The 18,881-nt window shown below is 61.7% G+C and carries 21 protein-coding genes; 8 read left to right on the forward strand and 13 right to left on the reverse strand.

Features of this window, described 5'->3' with window-relative positions; all coding sequences use genetic code 11:
• Positions 1-60: 60 nt before the first annotated feature.
• Entirely contained in the window at positions 61-552 is a 492-nt protein-coding gene (locus BLX89_RS11125) for a hypothetical protein (RefSeq protein ID WP_075291110.1), read from the reverse strand.
• 92 nt (positions 553-644) lie between these two features.
• Positions 645-1,223, reverse strand: a complete 579-nt coding sequence (locus BLX89_RS11130; RefSeq protein WP_075290958.1) for a TetR/AcrR family transcriptional regulator — start codon at positions 1,221-1,223, stop codon at positions 645-647.
• Between the two features lie 180 nt (positions 1,224-1,403).
• Here BLX89_RS11130 and BLX89_RS11135 point away from each other — a divergent pair, with 180 nt between their 5' ends.
• The 5 genes from BLX89_RS11135 to ybaK all read left to right on the forward strand — a co-directional run bounded on the left by BLX89_RS11135 (position 1,404) and on the right by ybaK (position 4,777).
• Positions 1,404-1,772, forward strand: coding sequence for a YciI family protein (locus BLX89_RS11135; RefSeq protein WP_075290959.1), 369 nt, complete (start codon positions 1,404-1,406; stop codon positions 1,770-1,772).
• 293 nt (positions 1,773-2,065) lie between these two features.
• Entirely contained in the window at positions 2,066-2,728 is a 663-nt protein-coding gene (locus BLX89_RS11140) for a 2'-5' RNA ligase family protein (protein ID WP_158025952.1), read from the forward strand.
• A 142-nt stretch (positions 2,729-2,870) separates the two neighbouring features.
• Positions 2,871-3,932 carry a M14 family zinc carboxypeptidase gene (locus BLX89_RS11145; RefSeq protein WP_075290961.1) on the forward strand — a complete coding sequence of 354 codons (1,062 nt, stop codon included), beginning with the start codon at positions 2,871-2,873 and terminating at the stop codon, positions 3,930-3,932.
• Positions 3,933-3,934: 2 nt separating this feature from the next.
• Positions 3,935-4,285, forward strand: coding sequence for an ArsC family reductase (locus BLX89_RS11150; RefSeq protein ID WP_075290962.1), 351 nt, complete (start codon positions 3,935-3,937; stop codon positions 4,283-4,285).
• 18 nt (positions 4,286-4,303) lie between these two features.
• Positions 4,304-4,777, forward strand: a complete 474-nt coding sequence (gene ybaK, locus BLX89_RS11155; RefSeq protein WP_075290963.1) for a Cys-tRNA(Pro) deacylase — start codon at positions 4,304-4,306, stop codon at positions 4,775-4,777.
• Between the two features lie 46 nt (positions 4,778-4,823).
• Here ybaK and BLX89_RS11160 read toward each other — a convergent pair whose 3' ends face one another.
• The 3 genes from BLX89_RS11160 to BLX89_RS11170 all read right to left on the reverse strand — a co-directional run bounded on the left by BLX89_RS11160 (position 4,824) and on the right by BLX89_RS11170 (position 6,043).
• Entirely contained in the window at positions 4,824-5,018 is a 195-nt protein-coding gene (locus tag BLX89_RS11160; protein ID WP_075290964.1) for a hypothetical protein, read from the reverse strand.
• A 142-nt stretch (positions 5,019-5,160) separates the two neighbouring features.
• A complete protein-coding gene (locus BLX89_RS11165) occupies positions 5,161-5,415 on the reverse strand; it encodes a YMGG-like glycine zipper-containing protein (protein WP_075290965.1) in 255 nt (84 codons plus the stop codon).
• Between the two features lie 202 nt (positions 5,416-5,617).
• Positions 5,618-6,043, reverse strand: a complete 426-nt coding sequence (locus tag BLX89_RS11170) for a GNAT family N-acetyltransferase (RefSeq protein WP_075290966.1) — start codon at positions 6,041-6,043, stop codon at positions 5,618-5,620.
• Between the two features lie 167 nt (positions 6,044-6,210).
• On the opposite strand from BLX89_RS11170, the gene BLX89_RS11175 reads away from it, so the two are divergent.
• Entirely contained in the window at positions 6,211-7,461 is a 1,251-nt protein-coding gene (locus tag BLX89_RS11175; RefSeq protein WP_075290967.1) for an aminopeptidase, read from the forward strand.
• A 39-nt stretch (positions 7,462-7,500) separates the two neighbouring features.
• Here BLX89_RS11175 and BLX89_RS11180 read toward each other — a convergent pair whose 3' ends face one another.
• The 5 genes from BLX89_RS11180 to rph all read right to left on the reverse strand — a co-directional run bounded on the left by BLX89_RS11180 (position 7,501) and on the right by rph (position 14,014).
• The gene (locus BLX89_RS11180) at positions 7,501-10,599 is read right to left on the reverse strand and encodes a hybrid sensor histidine kinase/response regulator (protein ID WP_245292809.1); all 3,099 of its coding nucleotides are present in this window, start codon (positions 10,597-10,599) and stop codon (positions 7,501-7,503) included.
• Between the two features lie 136 nt (positions 10,600-10,735).
• Complete coding sequence (gene hemW / locus BLX89_RS11185; RefSeq protein WP_075291112.1) at positions 10,736-11,911, reverse strand: radical SAM family heme chaperone HemW; 1,176 nt, start codon at positions 11,909-11,911, stop codon at positions 10,736-10,738.
• A gap of 39 nt (positions 11,912-11,950) precedes the next feature.
• Entirely contained in the window at positions 11,951-12,607 is a 657-nt protein-coding gene (rdgB, locus tag BLX89_RS11190) for an RdgB/HAM1 family non-canonical purine NTP pyrophosphatase (protein ID WP_075290968.1), read from the reverse strand.
• Between the two features lie 11 nt (positions 12,608-12,618).
• The gene (locus BLX89_RS11195) at positions 12,619-13,035 is read right to left on the reverse strand and encodes a VOC family protein (protein WP_075290969.1); all 417 of its coding nucleotides are present in this window, start codon (positions 13,033-13,035) and stop codon (positions 12,619-12,621) included.
• 259 nt (positions 13,036-13,294) lie between these two features.
• Positions 13,295-14,014, reverse strand: coding sequence for a ribonuclease PH (gene rph / locus BLX89_RS11200; protein ID WP_075290970.1), 720 nt, complete (start codon positions 14,012-14,014; stop codon positions 13,295-13,297).
• A 190-nt stretch (positions 14,015-14,204) separates the two neighbouring features.
• On the opposite strand from rph, the gene hrcA reads away from it, so the two are divergent.
• Both hrcA and grpE read left to right on the forward strand, forming a co-directional pair.
• Positions 14,205-15,269, forward strand: a complete 1,065-nt coding sequence (hrcA, locus tag BLX89_RS11205; RefSeq protein WP_198935142.1) for a heat-inducible transcriptional repressor HrcA — start codon at positions 14,205-14,207, stop codon at positions 15,267-15,269.
• Between the two features lie 72 nt (positions 15,270-15,341).
• Positions 15,342-15,965: a nucleotide exchange factor GrpE gene (gene grpE / locus BLX89_RS11210; RefSeq protein ID WP_075290972.1), complete on the forward strand. Its 624-nt coding sequence runs from the start codon at positions 15,342-15,344 to the stop codon at positions 15,963-15,965.
• 298 nt (positions 15,966-16,263) lie between these two features.
• Here grpE and BLX89_RS11215 read toward each other — a convergent pair whose 3' ends face one another.
• The 3 genes from BLX89_RS11215 to ptsN form a co-directional block, all read right to left on the reverse strand.
• Positions 16,264-17,499: a D-arabinono-1,4-lactone oxidase gene (locus BLX89_RS11215; RefSeq protein WP_075290973.1), complete on the reverse strand. Its 1,236-nt coding sequence runs from the start codon at positions 17,497-17,499 to the stop codon at positions 16,264-16,266.
• Positions 17,500-17,516: 17 nt separating this feature from the next.
• Positions 17,517-18,284 carry an SDR family NAD(P)-dependent oxidoreductase gene (locus tag BLX89_RS11220; RefSeq protein WP_075290974.1) on the reverse strand — a complete coding sequence of 256 codons (768 nt, stop codon included), beginning with the start codon at positions 18,282-18,284 and terminating at the stop codon, positions 17,517-17,519.
• A 102-nt stretch (positions 18,285-18,386) separates the two neighbouring features.
• Positions 18,387-18,851 carry a PTS IIA-like nitrogen regulatory protein PtsN gene (gene ptsN, locus BLX89_RS11225; protein WP_075290975.1) on the reverse strand — a complete coding sequence of 155 codons (465 nt, stop codon included), beginning with the start codon at positions 18,849-18,851 and terminating at the stop codon, positions 18,387-18,389.
• Positions 18,852-18,881 lie beyond the last annotated feature (30 nt).

An 18,881-nucleotide genomic window follows, 5' to 3' on the forward strand; every position in this document is an offset into this window, starting at 1 on the left:
CCGACGCTTGTCCGGCGGGGCCTCTCCAATGACAGACAACAGTGACAGACGAGGCTGCCGTTATGACCTGACGGCGGCCTTGTCTCGTTTTGCGAGAGAAATGATCTGAACTGTCAGGCCGACGATCAGCATCACCAGAAGGGCGCCCTGTGCGCCGAGCAGCAGCGGCGAATTCAGATCGGTGACGAAGGGATGGCCATCGGGTACGCGCCGAAGCGTCTCGGTGACCGTCGGGACCATCAGGAAAAAGACGCTGAGGCTCAGACAGATCGTTTCGATGTATCTCACCTTGCGCGTCGGCCCAAGCAGGCGCTCTGCGCCATAGCCGGCGAATAGAAACAGGATCGTCAAGATGGCGATGACGTAGCCCAGCGGCTCATGGGCGACGAGAAACACCGTGATGGCGCCGATCATCATCGACACGAAGTAGACTTTGCCGGGTCGCGAGCGCGGCACGATGCGGCCGTGCCGGGCCAGCATGTAGATGGCGAGCGGGATGGCCGGCAGGCTGCCGAGCGTGTGTATCCAGCCGAGGGGAGAGATTCCGAACATGAGCATTGCCTTTCAAAGCGATGACGGGGCGATTTAGCTATCTACTAGTTGATAGGTATTATGGTACGCGTTTACGAGTATTAGGCTTCTGGTCAAGCGGTCATGCGGTTGAGCAATGGCGCCGTGACCGCCCCGAAGGCGGCGGCATTGCCGTAGGCCCGTGCCGAGAGCATGGCGCCATGGACGGTTGCCATAAAAGTTTCTGCTGTTTCCCGAGCGGTTCCCGTCAGCTTGACGCTGCCTTCGGCAGCACCGCGTTCGAAGGCAGCGGTGAGCCAATCCGACAGTTGGCGGAAATGAGCGCGCACCTCGACGACCACGTCCTCGGGCAGGACCGGGATTTCACCGGCCAGCAGGGCGCAAACGCAGAACGGATGCGAGGCGTCGGAGATGCAAGTTTCCCAGTATCCGACATAGGCGCGGAGCTGTTCGTGGGGATCCGGTATATGGCTTTCCAGTGCCGTAAGAGCCGCTGCCGCCTCCTGCCGGTACTGGGCAACGACCGCACGGACGAGATCGGATTTCGCGGGGAAATGATGGTGAATGCTTGCCTTGCGAATACCCACCACATCCGAAATATCCGCGTAGCTGAAGCTGTTGTAGCCCCCTTTGATGATCAGGGAGCGGGCACAGCGCAGGATGTCGTCGGCAGTGGTAGAGGAACTGGACATAAGTTCGTCTACCAACTGGTAGGTAGCTTGTCAAGGCGGGCGTAAACTTGGCTTGTCTGGTCAATGTCATCGGCCAGGCGGGAACTGATAAAAAAATTGCAAAAGCCTGTCGATTCCGGAAACTCCCGTTCGTCGTTTGGGTGCGAGGTCATTCAGGCCTTCTGAACAGGGAGACGGACGATGCGTGTGATGGTGCTTGTGAAGGCGACTGCAGAGAGCGAAAAGGGCTTTTCGCCCACGCCGGAAACCATGGACATGATGGAGGCGATGGGGCGGTTCAACGACGAACTGGAAAAGGCCGGCATCCTCGTGACTGCCGATGGCCTGAAACCCTCTTCCGAGGGCAAGCGGGTCGCATTCGATGGTACCGGCCGCACCGTCATCGACGGGCCTTTTGCCGAAACGCGTGAGCTGGTGGCCGGTTTCTGGCTCTGGAACGTCAAGGATATGGACGAGGCGGTGGCCTGGGTGAAACGTTGCCCGAACCCGATGCCGGGGCCGAGCGAGATCGAAATCCGGCCGCTCTACGAGATGTCGGACTGGCAGTGATGGCCGGCGGTTCCCGGCAAGAGGCGTTTTTCATCCGGTGTTGTGCTGCGGGTCCGGGAAAAATCTGCGCGTTGGACGAGGGTGGTTCTCAGCGAGGTGGTCGGCTTCAGGACGCCTTGTGTAGCCACTCTCCGTGCGCTTCCAGTGGTGGTTTCGATGCCCGAAGCTGTTGCCTTAAAAGACTGCTGGAAGATCAATGAAATAGGAATAAATTCGCATAAGTTCCTATTTTGTTCTTGATGGAATCACGCGATCCGATATACTCCGGGCATCAATCGAGAGAGGAATTTACGATGCTTGGACAGTCCGGGAAAGAAGACGTGCGCCCTCGGCAGGGTTCGCTTTGGGATGCTTCGCCGCAGCTTGGCAAGGCTCGCCGTTACGGGGAACAGACGCGCTCCAATATGTTTCTGGCGGTCATGCCGGATCAGGCGGCCGCAATGCAGGCATCCGAGATCGGCCGTCGCCTGTTGCATGCGCGGGGTGTTGCCGCCTGTCTGAGGCCGCTTGACACCCTGCATGTGGCGCTCAATCCGGTCGGCTCCTATCTGAAACTCTCCGAGGCGGATGTGTTTGCGGTTTCGGAGATGATGTCATCGATCCGGGCCGCGCCCTTCGAGGTCAGTCTCGATCGCGCCTCCAGCTTTTCCCATGGCGAGCGCAAGCTGATGGTTCTGAGCAATGCCATTCGCAGCGAGGAACTGATGGATCTGCATGTGCAGCTTGCCAAGGAGATGTGGGGTGCGGGCATGATCTTCACCTACAATCCGCGGTTCATGCCCCACATGACGCTGAGCTATGGCGAAGCGGACATCGCCGAAACGGTGCTTGCCGAGCCGGTGCGCTGGATGGCGCGAGAGGTGGTGTTGATCCACAGCCTCGTGGGCGAAAGCCGTTACGAATATCTCGGCCGCTGGCCGCTGGCGGACGATGGCGTGGCTGCAAGCCTCGGATAATGAGGGTATCGGGACCCTGGTCGCCGGTCCCGATGTCACCGCGTTTGGGTGATTGGCGCGCAATAGCAGCTTTGCGCGTCTTGCGCGGCGGGGAGACAATGCCCTAGATCATCGCCGGAATTCTTTGAAAGGCGATACATCAGTGCAGATATCCGAGATCGTGATTGCCGGCGATACGCCCGGTCTTGAGTGGCGGCTTCCGGTCATTCGGTTCCAAGGTGGAAAACGCGGGGCGCCGTCCGTCTATATACAGGCGGCGCTGCATGCAAACGAGCTTCCGGGAACGGCACTTCTGCATTTCCTCTGCGCGCGACTGCGCAAGGCGGATGCCGAGGGCGCGATCCTCGGCGATATCACCATCGTTCCGCAGGCCAACCCGATCGGCGCGGCGCAATCGCATTTCGGCGACATGCAGGGCCGTTTCGATCTGGCGTCGCGCATCAATTTCAATCGCGAATTTCCGCTGATTGCGCTCGATGATCGCGACAGTCTCAGGGAGGGTATCGAGACGCAGACCGCGGTCAACCGGCTGAAGCGCGAATTGCTGCACATGGCTGTCGACGCCGACCTGATGCTCGACCTGCATTGCGACGACCAATCGCTGCAATATGCCTATATCGACGATGCCTTCTGGCCGGAAGCGGCCGATCTTGCCGCGGCATTGAAAATGGAAGCCGTTTTCCTCTCGGATGGCGAAAGCTCGGCCTTCGAGGAAGCCGTCGGATACGCCTGGAAGCATCAGGGCAGGGGCGCCAGGAAGACCAAGCTGCCTGGACGACTTGCCGTAACGGTGGAACTGCGCGGACGCTGCGATGTCTATCCGGGCATGGCGAGCGCGGATGCGGAGGGGCTCTGGGCTTTTCTTGCCGGGCGCGGCGTCGTTGCCGATACCGCCGCAGGGCCGCTGGTGTACGAAGGGCCGGCCTTTGCGCTCGACAATATCGAGATGATCCGGGCGCCTGAGGCGGGGACGGTGCTGTTCCATCGCGATATCGGCGAGCATGTGAAGGAAGGCGACCTGCTCGCGACGCTGCTTACGCGGCCGGGCATGGCGGACGGCGATATCGAAATCCGTGCGCCGCAGGATGGCCTGATTGCCACTCGGACGTCCACCCGCTTCGCGCGCCGCCGGGACGACCTGATGAAAATTGCCTGCGCCGGGCCGAGCAAGGCCAAGCGCAAGGCCGGAACACTGGAAGACTGAGCATGACGATCAGAATCTACGGCATCAAGAACTGCGATACCATGAAAAAGGCGCGGACGTGGCTCGAGAGCCACGGCGTTGCTTATACCTTTCATGATTACAAGAGCGAGGGCATCGATCGCCATACGCTGGCGGCATGGTGCGAGGCGCTGGGATGGGAAACGGTGCTGAACAAGGCCGGGACGACCTTTCGGGCGCTGCCCGAGGCGGACCGGGAGAATCTCAATCAGGACAAGGCGATTGCGCTCATGCTGGCGCAGCCGTCGATGATCAAGCGGCCGTTGCTCGACCGTGACGGGCATTTCACCGCGGGCTTCAAGCCGGAACGTTACGCGGCGGAATTCAAGGTCTGAGAGCGAGGGAGCGAAGCCATGTCGAAGACGACGCGTGCGACACAGTTTCTGAGCAAAGCCGGCGTGGCCTTCAGCGTTCATGCCTATGACTACGATCCGTCGGTTGATCGTATCGGCATGGCGGCGGCGGACGCGTTGGGCGAGGCGCCGCAGCGGGTGTTGAAGACGCTGATGGCGGAAGTCGATGGCAAGCCGGTCTGCGTCGTCGTGCCGTCCGATCACGAGGTCAGCATGAAGAAGCTGGCGGCGGCTTTCTCGGGAAAATCGGCCAATATGATGAAGCCTGCCGATGCCGAGCGCCTGACCGGCTACCATGTCGGCGGCATCAGCCCTTTCGGCCAGAAGAAGCTGGTGCCGACGGCGATCGAGGAAGCGGCGCTATCCGAGCCGCATGTGTTCATCAATGGCGGCCAGCGCGGGCTGCAGGTACGACTGGCGCCGGCGGATGCGAAAGCGGCGCTGAAGGCGGTCGCGGCACCGCTGGTGGCGTGAGAGGACGGCTGCTTTTCGGGTGTTATCTAGCCGCAACGTCGGGCGATCAATAAAACAGCTCGGGAAAAAGGGTCGCTACGGCACCCCCAAAGAGAAACGCCAATAAAGAGGCGATCAACCCGAAAGTGCCCGCGTTATCACCCATGTCGAACTGACCAAACATTCGGTAACGAAGGTACATGCCGCCACCGGCGGCCGCCATCAACATGATCAAAAGAACGATCTTCTGGCCAAATGTCATGCGGTCTCACATTGCCGGCTCTCGCGCTCGCGAACCGCAATGCGGGGCGTTCTTTCGTGCGACAGTTCGGTATTTCCGATGAATGGAGGGAGACGTCCGCCTCCCTCTGATACAATGGCTACGCTTGACCGGCGGCTAAGCTCTACCGGCAGGGCGCTTCGTAGCGGCGGCCGTAGCGGTCGCGGTAGATGCAGTAGCCTTGACGCTCCTGGGAGTTGCCGATCGCAGCACCGATAGCGCCGCCGGCTACGGCACCGATGGCCGCGCCGCCCCAGCTGTCGCTGACGAGGCCGCCGATGATGGCGCCGGACCCTGCGCCGATGGCCGCGCCCTTTTCAGTCTGTGTGCAAGCGGAGAGGGTGGCAATCATTCCAATCAAAACAATGAGCTTACGCATGATTTTGCCTCTTTGCATACGCGGGATGACGATGCAGCATCTACGCAATGGTTGCATTTGTCGAGAGCGTCGATCTCGCTTTCTTTGCGGATGGCTCTTGCTGCACTGCGAGACCATTTGAGCATTGAGATCAATGGTGTGCGCGGATGCCCAGTAAGATGGCGGAGAGTGGGCCGTGTTGACGCAGGAACGTTTGACGCGGTTACGACGATGGTTTCACGCGGTAGGCCATTCCAAGGGATTTCGGCGCCGTTTCCACAAAACCAAATTGCTCGTAGAGCCTGTTTGCGGGCACGTCCGCGATCAGGCTGACATAGGCGGAGGCCGGGAGCTTTTCGTTCACATGCTGCATCAGCGCCGTCATGATTGCCCTGCCGAGGCCGCGCCCCTGATGTGCCGGATCGACAGCAATGTCGGTGACCTGGAAGAAGCAGCCGCCGTCTCCGATCACGCGACCCATGCCGATGGTGGAGCCTTCATGCACAACCTGAACCGCGAAAACTGAGCGCGGCAGCCCGATTTCGGCGGCCTCGCGTGAGAAGGGGCTCAGGCCGCACACGGCGCGCAGCCGCAGGTAATCCTCGACCGACGGCGTTTCGGCCACGACCGAATAGGTGGGGTCAATCATGTGGGCGTCTCCGGTTTTGTGGTCCGCGCACGTGGTCTACCATGACATGCGGCTTTGCCGGCCCTCGCCGCCAACCGGAGAGGACATTGTCCACAGATCGGTTTCGGCTTCTGTTTTGTCCGTGGCCGGGCTAGAACTGGCCATCGCAAATGAAGCAGGAGCAATCCATGGACGCGACCCTGACCAAAACCATCATCGATCCCGTCAAGCTCGAAAAGCTCGCCGAAGTTGCCGTCAAGGTCGGCCTTCGGCTGGAGCGCGGGCAGGATCTTATCATCACGGCGCCAATCGCTGCCCTGCCTCTGGTGCGGCTGATTACCAAACATGCCTATATGGCGGGCGCCGGTCTGGTCTCGACCTTTTATTCCGACGAAGAAACGACGTTGGCGCGCTACGAGTATGCACCGGACGACAGCTTCGACCGCGCGTCCGGATGGCTCTATGACGGCATGGCGAAAGCCTATGACGCAAATGCGGCCCGACTGGCAATCTCCGGCGACAATCCGATGATGCTGGCGGCGCAGGACCCGGCCAAGGTCGCCCGCGCCAACAAGGCAAACTCGATTGCCTACAAGCCGGCACTGGAGAAGATCTCCAACTTCGACATCAACTGGAACATCATCTCCTACCCAAACCCGGCCTGGGCGAAGCAGATGTTTCCGGATTTGCCGGAGGACGCGGCGGTTGCCAAGCTGGCGGAGGCGATCTTTACGGCGTCACGCATCAACACGCCCGATCCGGTGGCGGCCTGGGCCGAGCACAACGCCAACCTGCACAAGCGTTCCGCCTGGCTGAACGGCGAGCGGTTCTCCGCCCTGCATTTTACCGGTCCGGGCACCGACCTGACGGTTGGCCTTGCGGATGGACACGAGTGGCATGGCGGCGCCTCCACCGCCAAGAACGGCATCACCTGCAATCCGAATATCCCGACCGAAGAAGTGTTCACCACGCCGCATGCCCTGCGTGTGGAAGGCCATGTCTCAAGCACCAAGCCGCTGTCGCATCAAGGCACGCTGATCGACGAGATCCAGGTGCTTTTCGAAGGCGGCCGCATAGTCGAGGCAAAGGCCTCGAAGGGCGAAGAGGTGTTGAACAAGGTGCTGGATACGGACGAGGGCGCGCGTCGTCTTGGGGAAGTGGCACTGGTGCCGCACTCCTCGCCGATCTCCGCCAGTGGCATCCTGTTCTACAACACGCTGTTTGACGAGAACGCCTCCTGCCACATCGCGCTGGGGCAATGCTACTCCAAATGCTTCCTCGATGGTGCGTCGCTGAGTCAGGAGCAGATCAGGGCACAGGGCGGCAATTCCAGCCTCATTCACATCGACTGGATGATCGGTTCCGACAAGGTGGATATCGACGGCATCCTGTCGAATGGCGGCAAGGTTGCCGTCATGCGCAAGGGTGAATGGGCTTGATACGGTATCGCTGCGCCAGCAGATTGGCGCGGCTCCCCCTCAAAGATCGAGACTGCCGATCGCCCTTACAATATCCGGCGTGTTGAACGGCTTCGTCAGAAGCGCGGTGTTGGACGGATCGCTCATCGGCGGCGCTTCGTTGTGGCCGGTGGCGAAGATGATGCCGATGTGCGGGTAGCGCTCCCGCACCAGCCGCGCCAGATCGGTGCCCGACATGCCGGGCAGGCCGAGATCGGTGATGAGGACGGTGATCGGCTGCGTTTGCAGGATCGCGAGCGCCTGCTCCGCGGTCGTTGCCTCGTCCACCACATGGCCGAGGTCGGCGAGCATGTCGGCGGTTGACATGCGAATCAGGAAATCGTCCTCGACAAGCAGCACGCGCAGGCTGGTCTGGCCCGGCGCCGGCTCAGCCGGCGCCGTTTCTGTGTGTGTTGTTGCCACAGGCTCCATGCCTTTCGAGCGGTCGAGCGCCTGCAGGCGCTGCCGGTGGTTGTTGAGCACATGGCGGATTTTCCGCGCGAGAGCCTCGCGGGTGTAGGGCTTGGTCAGGAGTTCCACGCCCTCGTCCAGGCGTCCGCCGTGAACGATCGAATTTTCGGTATAGCCGGAGGTGAAGAGCACGGCGATTTCCGGCGAACGCTCGCGCACCTTCCGGACGAGTTCCGTGCTGCGCAGCGGTCCGGGCATCACGACATCGGTAAAGAGAAGATCGATGGACGCGCCGCTTTCGATGATCGTCAGCGCGCCGGCGGCATCCTTTGCTTTCAATATGCTGTAGCCGAGATCGCCGAGAAGCTCGACCACGGTGTTGCGCACCTGGTCGTCATCTTCGGCCACAAGAATGGTCTCCGTGCCGCCGGTCGCGGGGCCGAAATCCCCTTCCACGATAACGTCTTCAGTCTGAAGGATACGGGGAAAATAAAGCTTGATGGTCGTGCCCTGGCCGACCGCGCTGTAAATCTTCACATGGCCGCCGGATTGCTTGACGAAGCCATAGACCATGGAAAGGCCAAGGCCCGTGCCCTTGTCCATCGGCTTGGTTGAGAAGAATGGTTCGAAGACCTGGGCAAGAACCTCCGGGGTCATGCCGCTGCCGGTATCGGTGACCGCCAGCATCACATATTGGCCGGGCTGCACATCGTCGTTCTGGCGGGCATAGGCGGCGTCAAGATAGGCGTTGGCGACCTCTATGGTGAGTTTTCCCGCGCCTTCCATGGCATCGCGGGAATTGATGGCGAGGTTCAGCAGGGCGTTTTCGATCTGGGTCGGATCAACCAGGGCGTTCCAGAGACCGCCCGACTGGATGGTCTCGATCTCGATGGCCTCGCCCAGCGTTCGTCTCAGCATGTCCTCGATGCCGCCGACGAAACGGCCGATGTTGATCGCCTTGGGTTCCAGAGGCTGGCGGCGACCAAAGGCGAGCAACTGGCTGGCGAGCTTGGAGCCGCGGCTGACGCCGGCAAGGGCATTCTCTATGCGTTTCTGGGCGCGCTCGTTGCCCTGAATGTCGCCGGTCAGGAGCTGGAGATTGCCGGACACGACCTGCAGCAGATTGTTGAAATCATGGGCGACGCCGCCGGTCAGCTGGCCGAGCGCCTCCATCTTCTGCGACTGGCGCAGGGTTTCCTCCATACGCAGGCGCTCGGTGATCTCGTCGGCCACGCGCTGTTCCAGGTTGTTGTTGACCCGCAGAAGCGCCTCTTCGGCGCGTTTGCGCTCGGTGAGTTCCCTTTCCAGCGCCTGAAAAAGCCGGGCATTGTCCATGCCGATGGCGGCGAGCCCCGCGGCGCTGATCACCAGATCCTCGTGCTCCTGCTTGAAGATGCCGGGCTCCGGATGGCCGAAGAACAGGCCGCCGATGACCTCGCCAGAGCGCGAGACGACCGGCACGGCGAGATAGCTGCGCACCGGCAGATGACCCGTCGGCATGCCGCGATAGGGCCCGCTCTTGCCATAGCGGGGATCCCTCTGGATATCGTCCGAGCGGATGACGCCTTCGCCCTTGAAGGTGGGTTGGAAAACCTCCGTCGCACGCGGCATGGGAAAGCCGGCAAAGCTTTCCCGGGAGATGCCGGAAAGCGAATACAGCATGTAGCTCTCGCCGTCCTCGTCCAACACATTGTAGAAAAAGGCGCCGAATTTCGCGCCGGTCATGGCAACGCCGGCATCGGTGATCATCTGCACGACCTTGTCGAGATCGCGCTCGGCGGCGAGATCGGCTCCCAGCTTGTTCAGCACGCCGAGAACACTGGTTTCGTGGCGAAGCGCAAGTTCCGCCCTTTTCTGCTCGGTGACATCGCTGCCCTGAACAAAAATGCCGATATGGTTGCGCTCCTCGTCAACGATCGGCTGATAGATGAAATCGAGATAGCGCTCCTCGACGATGCCGGCGCGTTGCAGCAAGACCGCTGTCGACTTGCCGACATAGGCTTCGCCGCTTTCCGCCACGCGGTCGAGCAGGCTTTCGAAACCCTGACCTTTCAATTCGGGCAGCGCCTCAAGCAAAGGCTGTCCGATAATATCACGCCCGCCGATCAGGTGCAGGTAGGCTTCATTGGCCATTTCGAAACGATGATCGCTGCCGGTCAGCATCGCCATGAAGCCCGGCGCCTGTTCAAACATGCGCTTCAGTCGCTTTCGCTCGCCTTTGAGCGCCTTCTCGGCCTTCACGCGGCGGGTGGTCTCCACCACGATGGCCATGACGGCAGCGGGTTTGCCGTCCTCGCCGATGATCGGCGAATAATCCAGGTTCATCCAGACCGGCTCGAGCTGGCCGCGCCGCTGCAATGCCAGTTCCTGATCCTTGTAGGCAAGCGTGCCGCCGGCCAGCCCCACCTTCATGACGTTGTCGTTAAAATCGGCGACTTCCGGCCAGCCCTCGCGCACTTTGGAACCGAAGAGCTGCGGGTGACGGCCGCCCGCGAAGACCGAGTAGGCATCATTGTAGATCATGATGCCGTCTTCGCCCCAAAGCGTGACGATCGGCACCGGCGACTGCAAGATCAGCGCGACCGTCGTCTTCAGGCTCTGGGGCCATTGCGTGACGCAGCCCAGCGGCGTCGATGGCCAATCATAGGCCCTGATCAGCCGGGCGAGTTCCCCGTTATGGGCGAGAAAGGCAAAGTCGTCATGACGCATGGGAAGCGAAAGCCATGTTGGGGAATATGAAGCCCTTATCTAGGCGCGAAGGTCACGCCGGAAAGAGGGGAGGACCCGCTTTCCGGCTGGAAAACCACTTAATTTTCAGGAGTGTTGCGGTGTAGACTGCAAGCAGTCAGCAGGCGAGATCCGCAACCACGGCATCGAGGATCAGCATGCCCGCAGGCGTGCAGCGCAGGCGGGAATTTCCGAGCCGCTCGATGAAGCCGTGCTCGATCAGGAACTGTTCGCGCTCCGGGTCCGGTTCGCGGCCCGAAAGGCTTTGCCAGCGCACGAGATCGATGCCTTCCTTCAGGCGCAGGCCCATGAGCAGAAGTTCGTCGGCCTGCTCGTCATAACCCAGGATTTCCTGATCGATCATGCCGTGGCCGTTTTCTTCCACCAGCTTTAGCCACTCTTCCGGCTTGCGCTCGGTGGCGGTGGCGATCTTGCTCGCCCCCATCGTCAGGCGGCCATGGGCGCCGGGGCCGATGCCGGCGTAGTCGCCATAGCGCCAGTAGGTGAGGTTGTGGCGGCTCTCAGCACCGGGGGCGGCGTGGTTCGAAACCTCGTAGGCCGGCATTCCGATGGCGGCCGTGATGTCCTGCGTTGCCTCGTAGAGCACGGCGGATTGCTCTCCATCGGGCACGATCAGCTTGCCGGCCTTGTGCAGGCCGTAGAAGGGCGTGCCTTCCTCGATCGTCAGCTGGTAAAGCGACAGGTGATCGACGGCGTAGGAGACGGCTTCCTTCAGTTCTCTTTCCCATTCCTCGACTGTCTGTTTCGGACGGGCATAGATGAGATCGAAGGACATGCGCGGAAAGATGTCGCGGGCGAGCTTGATCGCCTTCAGGGCATCCTCGACGTTGTGGAGGCGACCAAGGAATTTGAGGTCAGCGTCGTTCAGCGCCTGGACGCCGAGCGACACACGGTTGACGCCGGCGGCGCGGTAGCCACGAAAGCGGGTCGCCTCGACGCTGGAGGGGTTTGCCTCCATGGTGATCTCGATGCCGTCAGGCACATGCCATTCTTTCGCAATGCCGTTCAGCACGGCTTCGACGGTCGCCGGGTCCATCAGCGAGGGCGTGCCGCCGCCCATGAAGATGCTGGTAACGGTGCGCGGGCCGGAGAGGCGACGGGCCTCCGCCATCTCTTTCAAGAAGGCTTCGACGAAGCGCGGCTGGTCCACCGGCTGGTGGCGGACGTGGCTGTTGAAATCACAGTAGGGGCATTTGGCGGCGCAGAAGGGCCAATGCACATAGACCCCGAAGCCGGGGTCCGTGTGGTCGCCGATGGAAGTGAAAGTGGCCATTCCGTTCGTTTCTTCGGACATCAGTCCGTTTGTAATTGCTTAGACGCCCTTGGGCGCGTCAAGGCAGGTTTCGGCAAAGAGCTTGAAGGCGCGGGCACGGTGCGAGAGCGCATGGGCGTCGCCCGGTTTCCAGCCGTGTTTTTCCTCGGCGGTCATTTCGCCGAATGTGGTGTTGTAGCCGTCCGGTTGAAAGACCGGATCATAGCCGAAACCGCTTGTTCCCCGGGGCGGCCAGACCAGCTTGCCGGCAACTTCACCGCGGAAGAGCTCGACATGCCCATCCGGCCAGGCAAGGCAGAGCACCGAGACGAAGCGGGCGGTGCGGGCGTCCGGCGTGGTCGCGCCCTTTTCCTGCAGCGCCGTTTCGACCTTCTGCATGGCCATGGCGAAATCGCGGGTGCCATCAGCGGTTTCCGCCCAATTTGCCGTATAGACGCCCGGCGCGCCATCCAGCGCATCGACGACGATGCCGCTGTCATCAGAGAGGGCCGGCAGACCGGAGGCGTGGGCCGAGGCCAGCGCCTTGATCGTGGCGTTTTCCTCGAAGGTGGTGCCGGTTTCGTCCGGCTCGATGAAGTTGAGGTCGGCGGCGGACTTGGCGGAGAAGCCGAGCGGGCCAATGAGATCGCGGATTTCCTGGATCTTGCCGGCATTGTGGCTGGCGACAATCAGGGTCTTGTCTTCAAGCTTGCGCATGGGTTTCTCTCTCAGTCGATGTTCCAGAGGCCGGGTTCGGCGCATTCGAGGCTGTTGCCGGCGGGGTCGCGGAAATAGAAGGAGCGCGCGCCCGTCGGCCAGCGGATGTCGGCCTCGATGGAGATGCCGGCGGATGTCAATTTTTCGGCCCAGAGGTCGAGGTTTTTCGCCGCGACGCGGAAGCAGGCGTGGCCGTGGCCCGTGGTACCGTGAGGCGGGACGGGCAAGCTGCCTTCATGGGGCGGCTTCACCGTCTCTTCCGGGTTGAAGATTAGGAGCACGCCCGGGCCGCAGCGGAAGAAGACGTGGCGGTTGGCGACGCGGGTGATTTTTTCGAGACCCAGGATGGTGGCGTAGAAATGTTCGGCGGCGTCGAGGTCTTCGGCGTAGAGGGCGGTTTCGAGGATGCCTTCGAGGGGGCTAGGCATAGGCAAGCACTCCTCGATGTTTGGAATATGCCGCCTCACCCCCCTCTGTCAGCCTTGCTGACATCTCCCCCTCAAGGGGGGAGGTCGGGAGCGAGAGGCGACCCCCAACTGATCTCCCCCCTTGAGGGGGAGATGCCCGACAGGGCAGAGGGGGGTAGGCGGATTGCTCAGTCTTCGACAGGACGCACCAAATCTTCCCTCGCGAGAGGGGGAGATTGAGGGGCAATCCTGTCGTCAAATTCGCCATAGGTCCTAAAAATCAGCCTGCGACGGCCTGCTTCTGCAGCGTCACCAGTTCGGCGATACCGTTCTTGGCGAGGCCCATCAGGGTTGAAAACTCATCTTCCGAGAAGGGCTTGCCTTCGGCCGTGCCCTGGATTTCGACGATGCCGCCGGAGCCGGTCATGACGAAGTTGGCGTCGGTCTCGGCAGCGGAATCCTCGAGGTAATCGAGGTCGATGACCGGCTGGTCGGCGAAGATGCCGCAGGAGATCGCGGCGATATGGTCCTTCAGCACCTTCTCCACCTTGATCATGTTGCGGGCTTCCATCCACTTCAGGCAGTCGTGAAGGGCGATCCATGCGCCGGTGATCGAGGCCGTGCGGGTGCCGCCATCGGCCTGGATGACGTCGCAGTCGATCGAGATCTGGCGTTCGCCGAGTGCCTGCAGGTCGACGACAGCACGCAGGGAGCGCCCGATAAGGCGCTGTATTTCCTGGGTGCGGCCGCTCTGCTTGCCGGTGGCGGCTTCGCGCTTCATGCGCTCGCCGGTGGCGCGCGGCAGCATGCCGTATTCGGCGGTGACCCAGCCCTTGCCGCTGTTGCGCAGCCACGGCGGCGTCTTGTCTTCGAGGCTTGCGGTGCAGAGAACGTGGGTATCTCCGAACTTGACCAGACAGGAGCCTTCGGCATGCTTGGAAACATTGCGCTCGAAGGAAACCTTGCGCATCTGGTCGGTTTTTCTGCCGGAGGGCCGCATCATGAAACTCCATGTGATGTTTGTGCAGCCTTCTATCCTATCGCGAGGAGAAGGGAAATCTTTTCGGCAGCGTGTGTCGAAAGGGTTCCCGGCGCATTTTCCGTTTTGCACTCGCGCACGGGATCACTATATTTTCCGTAGGCGAAACAGCGTGGAATTTGCAGCGTAAATGGTGATCAACAGATCTGGGATGCGTGACGCGCCCTCTTCGCTCGATGAGCGCTCGGGGGAAATCTTCCGCCGGATCGTCGAGAGCTATCTCGATAGCGGCGAGCCGCTCGGTTCGCGCAGTCTTTCGCGCCTTCTGCCGATGTCGCTGTCGCCGGCGTCCGTTCGCAATGTCATGAGCGATCTCGAGGATCTGGGTCTCATCTATTCGCCGCACACCTCCGCCGGTCGCCTGCCGACCCAGGTGGGGCTGCGGTTCTTTGTCGATGCTTTCATGCAGGTGGGCGACCTCTCGGCGGAAGACCGTGCATCGATCGACCGGCACGTGCGCCGCGACGGCCCCGTGCAGCCGGTGGAAACGCTGCTTTCCGAGGCGAGCCAGATGCTCTCGGGCATGTCGCGTGGGGCAGGGCTGGTGATCACGGCGAAATCCGATCCCGTCCTGAAGCACGTCGAATTTATGCGGCTGGCGCCGAGCAAGGCGCTGGCGGTTCTCGTCGGCGAACATGATCAGGTTGAAAACCGCATCATCGAGCTGCCGAGCGGCATCACCAGTTCGCAGCTGACCGAAGCGGCCAACTTTCTCAACGCCCATCTTGCCGGCCGCACCCTGAACGAGGCGCGCGGCGAGATGCAGAAGGTCAAGGACGCCGTTCGTTCCGAACTGGATGCACTCTCGCAGGATCTGGTGGAACGCGGGCTTGCCATCTGGTCGGGCAATGCGTCGGACGACAAGTCGACGCAGCTCATCGTCCACGGCCGGGCCAATCTGCTGGAAGGGCTGGCCGGCGCGGAGGATATCGACCGGCTGCGCATGCTGTTCGACGATCTCGAAAAGAAGGATAGCCTGATCGAAATTCTCAATCTGGCGGAGACGGGATCGGGCGTTCGCATCTTTATCGGATCGGAAAACAAGCTGTTTTCGCTTTCCGGCTCGTCGCTGATCGTCGCGCCCTATAAGGACAGCGACGAGAAGATCATCGGTGCTGTCGGGGTCATCGGACCGACGCGCCTCAACTATTCCCGCATCGTGCCTATGGTGGATTACACAGCACAGGTAATGTCGCGACTTTCCCGCCGGACTTAGGGCCACTTACGCCCTTGATTTTTGAGCCTTGAAGCTCGATATCGGCACCATCTAGACTTTCCGGAGACCGGTATGACCGAAGACACCAACAAACACGGCCCCGAGGCCTACACCGAAGAAGAAGCCCGCGCCGCAGAAGCCTCCGCCGAAGCCGATGCGCAGGCTGCTGCCGAAGAGGCCCGACCCGACCCGCTTGAAGCCGCACGCGCCGAAGCTGCCGAGATGCGCGACCGCTATCTGCGCCTTGCCGCCGAAATGGACAACCTGCGCCGCCGCACCGAGCGCGATGTGAAGGATGCCAAGTCCTATTCCGTCGCGGGCTTTGCCCGCGACATGCTGGCCGTTTCCGACAACCTGCGCCGCGCGCTGGACGCCATCCCGGCCGAAGCCCGCGCGGCCGGCGAAGCCGGTCTCAATGCGCTGATCGAAGGCGTCGAGATGACCGAGCGCTCGATGCTGTCGGCCCTGGAGCGTCACGGCGTGAAGAAGCTGGAGCCGGAAGGCCAGAAGTTCGACCCGAACTTCCATCAGGCAATGTTCGAGGTTCCAAACCCGGATGTGCCGAACAACACCGTGGTTCAGGTGGTTCAGGCAGGCTACACGATCGGCGACCGCGTGCTGCGGCCGGCCATGGTCGGCGTCGCCAAGGGCGGCCCGAAGATCGCGATCGTCGAAGGCGAGACGCCGGCGGCGTAAGGCTGCTGTAGTTTCCTTCTCCCCGCCTGCGGGGAGAAGGTGCCCGAAGGGCGGATGAGGGGCGGTTTTCGCCCCTTTTTCTTTTGTGGCTTTGCCCCTCACCCTAACCCTCTCCCCGCAGGCGGGGAGAGGGGACGATCGAGTTTGCTGCGGCTTTCCTCTTCTCCCCAGTGGGGAGAAGGTGGCGCGGAGCGCCGGATGAGGGGGCGGCTTGCTCCGAATACGCGGCGAAGACCCCCTCATCTGCCCTTCGGGCATCTTCTCCCCGCTGGGGAGAAGAGGGAGTTTGCCGCACCTTTTATCCAAACAACTGCTTCAGGTGGTTGTTGAGAAAACGGCCTTCCGGGTCGAGCTTGTTACGCAGTGCCTTGAAATCCCCCGCGCGCGGATAGAGCGCCGTCAAGTCGTCCGCGCCGAGGAAGTGGAGCTTGCCCCAGTGTGGGCGCGAGCCGAACTGGCGCAGGATATCGTCCACGTCCTTCAGGTAGTTCCAGTAATCCGTGCCAGGCTCGCCCGAGACCGACAGCGTGATCGAATCCTGCTCGAAGAACGGGCTGATCCAGCCGGGATCGCCGGCGGTGAAGCGGTATTCGATCGGGTAGATGCAGGTCGGATGCTTTTCCAGCATCAGCTTGCGCACCTCCATGCAGGCCTGCTTGCCGTAGCGCAGCGGCAAGGCATATTCCAGTTCGTGGAAATTCGGCACGTATTCGATCGGATAGATTTCCGAGGAATAGGCGATTTTCTCGAAACCGCGCTCCATCGGCGCTTCGGTGGTGATGTCGATGGTCTTCATCTCGCAGACATCCGAGAGGCTGTCGGTGGTCGAGACGGAGGAGGTGTCCGGCAGGCAATAGCAATGGCGGCTTTCCGGCACGGGGCACCAGAAAAAGCCGAAATGGCGGTGGTTGGCGGCGAGATCGTCGTGTTGCTCCATGCACTCGTCGAAGGTGCAGCGCCAGAGCCTTTCATGGAGATTGTAGCTCTCCATGGTCTGCAGGGTGATTTCCGAGATCACGCCCAGCATGCCGACGGAGACACGGGCGGCGTTCAGGAGATCTGGTTGGCTTTCATCAACGACGAGGATACTGCCGTCCGGCTGGACGAGCCGCATGCCGACGATCTGCGAGGCCATGTTGCCGAGCTTGATGCCGGTGCCGTGGGTCCCGGTGGTCAAGGCGCCGGCCAGCGCCTGGCTGTCTATGTCACCCTGGTTGATCAGCGAGAGGCCCGCTTCCTTCAGTGCCTTGCCGAGCGTGTTGATGGTGGTGCCGGCATGGACCGAGACCCGCTTGCGGGTCGTGTCGATATGGGTGATGCCCTGTAACCCGGAAAGGGTGAGGTGCAGGCCGCTGGTGAGCGCGACCGGGGTGAAGGAGTGACCCGAACCGGCGCAGCGCACGTTCAAGCCGTTCGATGTCGCCTCCCGCACCATCTCGGCCAAGGCCGCCTCGCTGCTCGGTGCGCCTCTGTGTCTGACGATGCACGACTGGTTTCCGACCCAGTTGCGCCAGTGTCCGCCTGCTTCCATCATATCTCTGCCTTCCTTGCTCAGACTGCGGTGAAGCAGTTGTCGACGAAAAGATGGGTGCCGTTGACGAAGCTGGATTCATCGCTGGCGAGGAAAAGGGCGGCCTGCGCCACTTCCATCGGATCGCACATGCGGCCCTGCTGGGCGGCGATTGCGGCATCGGAGACATCGACGCCGTATTTGGCAAGGCCGACCAGTTCACGCTTGCCGTGGTCGGTGGCGATGAAGCCGGGGCAGACGGCATTGGAACGAATGCCGCGGTCGCGGAATTCCACGGCGATGGCGCGGGCGAACATATGGCAGGCGCCCTTGGTCGTGTCGTAGAGCACTTCCATCGGGGTTGCGGCGACGGCTGAGATCGAGGACGTCGAGACGATGCTGCCGCCACCGGCCGCCAGCATGCCGGGCAGCACGGCCTTGGTCATCAGGAACATCGAGCGGACATTGACGGCCATCAGGCGGTCCCACTCGTCTTCTTCCGTTTCAAGGAAGGGGCCGACGGCGAGAATGCCGGCGTGGTTGAAGAGCACCGTGATGGCGCCGAAAGCTTCTTCCACGGCCTTTACGGCTGATTTGACCTCGGAGGAAACGGAAACGTCGGCTGGTGCGAAGATCGCCTCGCCACCTTCAGCGCGGATTGCGGCTGCAACTTCCTCACCCTTGCTGCGTGGCAGGTCGACGATGCCGACGCGTGCGCCTTCGCGGGCAAAAAGCTGGGACGCGGCAAGTCCGCAGCCCCCCGCGCCGCCGCTGATCAGGGCGGTTTTTCCCGAAAGTCTGCCTGGCATGCGGTTCTCCTCGTCTTGTTGTTGCGAGGATATTATCGACAAAACAAAAGCTGTCGATATCCGGGATACCGACAGCTTTTGAGATCAAGCAGGTAAGGGAGATCAGGCCGCGTTGGAGGCTTGGTCGTCGCTGAGGAAGGCGTAGATGGCCGAGGCCGAATCCGTGGCGCGCAGTTTTGCCACCATGTCCGGGTCACGCAGCACGCGGGCGATGCGCGACAGCGCCTTCAGGTGATCGGCACCCGCACCTTCCGGGGCGAGAAGCAGGAAGACGAGATCGACCGGCTGGTCATCCAGCGCCTCGAAATCGACCGGGGATTCGAGCCGCGCAAAGATGCCGATGATCGAGCCGAGATGGGACAGCTTGCCATGCGGAATGGCGATGCCATTGCCGACACCCGTCGAGCCCAAGCGCTCCCGCTGGAGAATGACATCGAAAATTTCCCGCTCGGGAAGTCCGGTGATCTTGGATGCCTTGGCCGCCAGCTCCTGAAGCAGCTGCTTCTTGGAGTTGGCCTTCATGGCCGGGATTATTGCATTCTGTTGCAGCAAGCCTGCCAATGCCATTCTTGTTATCCTCGTTGCCCCGGTAGAGTT

Source organism: Pararhizobium arenae (genome assembly GCF_001931685.1).
Lineage (GTDB): Bacteria > Pseudomonadota > Alphaproteobacteria > Rhizobiales > Rhizobiaceae > Pararhizobium > Pararhizobium arenae.

Coding starts and splice junctions, on each gene's coding strand:
- BLX89_RS11215 (WP_075290973.1), bottom strand. CDS start 17,499: ATGATGGAAGCAGGCGGACACTGGCGCAACTGGGTCGGAAACCAGTCG.
- BLX89_RS11165 (WP_075290965.1), bottom strand. CDS start 5,415: ATGCGTAAGCTCATTGTTTTGATTGGAATGATTGCCACCCTCTCCGCT.
- BLX89_RS11220 (WP_075290974.1), bottom strand. CDS start 18,284: ATGCCAGGCAGACTTTCGGGAAAAACCGCCCTGATCAGCGGCGGCGCG.
- BLX89_RS11140 (WP_158025952.1), top strand. CDS start 2,066: ATGCTTGGACAGTCCGGGAAAGAAGACGTGCGCCCTCGGCAGGGTTCG.
- BLX89_RS11130 (WP_075290958.1), bottom strand. CDS start 1,223: ATGTCCAGTTCCTCTACCACTGCCGACGACATCCTGCGCTGTGCCCGC.
- BLX89_RS11175 (WP_075290967.1), top strand. CDS start 6,211: ATGGACGCGACCCTGACCAAAACCATCATCGATCCCGTCAAGCTCGAA.
- rph (WP_075290970.1), bottom strand. CDS start 14,014: ATGCGGCCCTCCGGCAGAAAAACCGACCAGATGCGCAAGGTTTCCTTC.
- hemW (WP_075291112.1), bottom strand. CDS start 11,911: ATGGCCACTTTCACTTCCATCGGCGACCACACGGACCCCGGCTTCGGG.
- BLX89_RS11135 (WP_075290959.1), top strand. CDS start 1,404: ATGCGTGTGATGGTGCTTGTGAAGGCGACTGCAGAGAGCGAAAAGGGC.
- BLX89_RS11180 (WP_245292809.1), bottom strand. CDS start 10,599: ATGCGTCATGACGACTTTGCCTTTCTCGCCCATAACGGGGAACTCGCC.
- hrcA (WP_198935142.1), top strand. CDS start 14,205: ATGCGTGACGCGCCCTCTTCGCTCGATGAGCGCTCGGGGGAAATCTTC.
- BLX89_RS11160 (WP_075290964.1), bottom strand. CDS start 5,018: ATGACATTTGGCCAGAAGATCGTTCTTTTGATCATGTTGATGGCGGCC.
- BLX89_RS11195 (WP_075290969.1), bottom strand. CDS start 13,035: ATGCCTAGCCCCCTCGAAGGCATCCTCGAAACCGCCCTCTACGCCGAA.
- grpE (WP_075290972.1), top strand. CDS start 15,342: ATGACCGAAGACACCAACAAACACGGCCCCGAGGCCTACACCGAAGAA.
- BLX89_RS11170 (WP_075290966.1), bottom strand. CDS start 6,043: ATGATTGACCCCACCTATTCGGTCGTGGCCGAAACGCCGTCGGTCGAG.
- ptsN (WP_075290975.1), bottom strand. CDS start 18,851: ATGGCATTGGCAGGCTTGCTGCAACAGAATGCAATAATCCCGGCCATG.
- ybaK (WP_075290963.1), top strand. CDS start 4,304: ATGTCGAAGACGACGCGTGCGACACAGTTTCTGAGCAAAGCCGGCGTG.
- rdgB (WP_075290968.1), bottom strand. CDS start 12,607: ATGCGCAAGCTTGAAGACAAGACCCTGATTGTCGCCAGCCACAATGCC.
- BLX89_RS11150 (WP_075290962.1), top strand. CDS start 3,935: ATGACGATCAGAATCTACGGCATCAAGAACTGCGATACCATGAAAAAG.
- BLX89_RS11125 (WP_075291110.1), bottom strand. CDS start 552: ATGTTCGGAATCTCTCCCCTCGGCTGGATACACACGCTCGGCAGCCTG.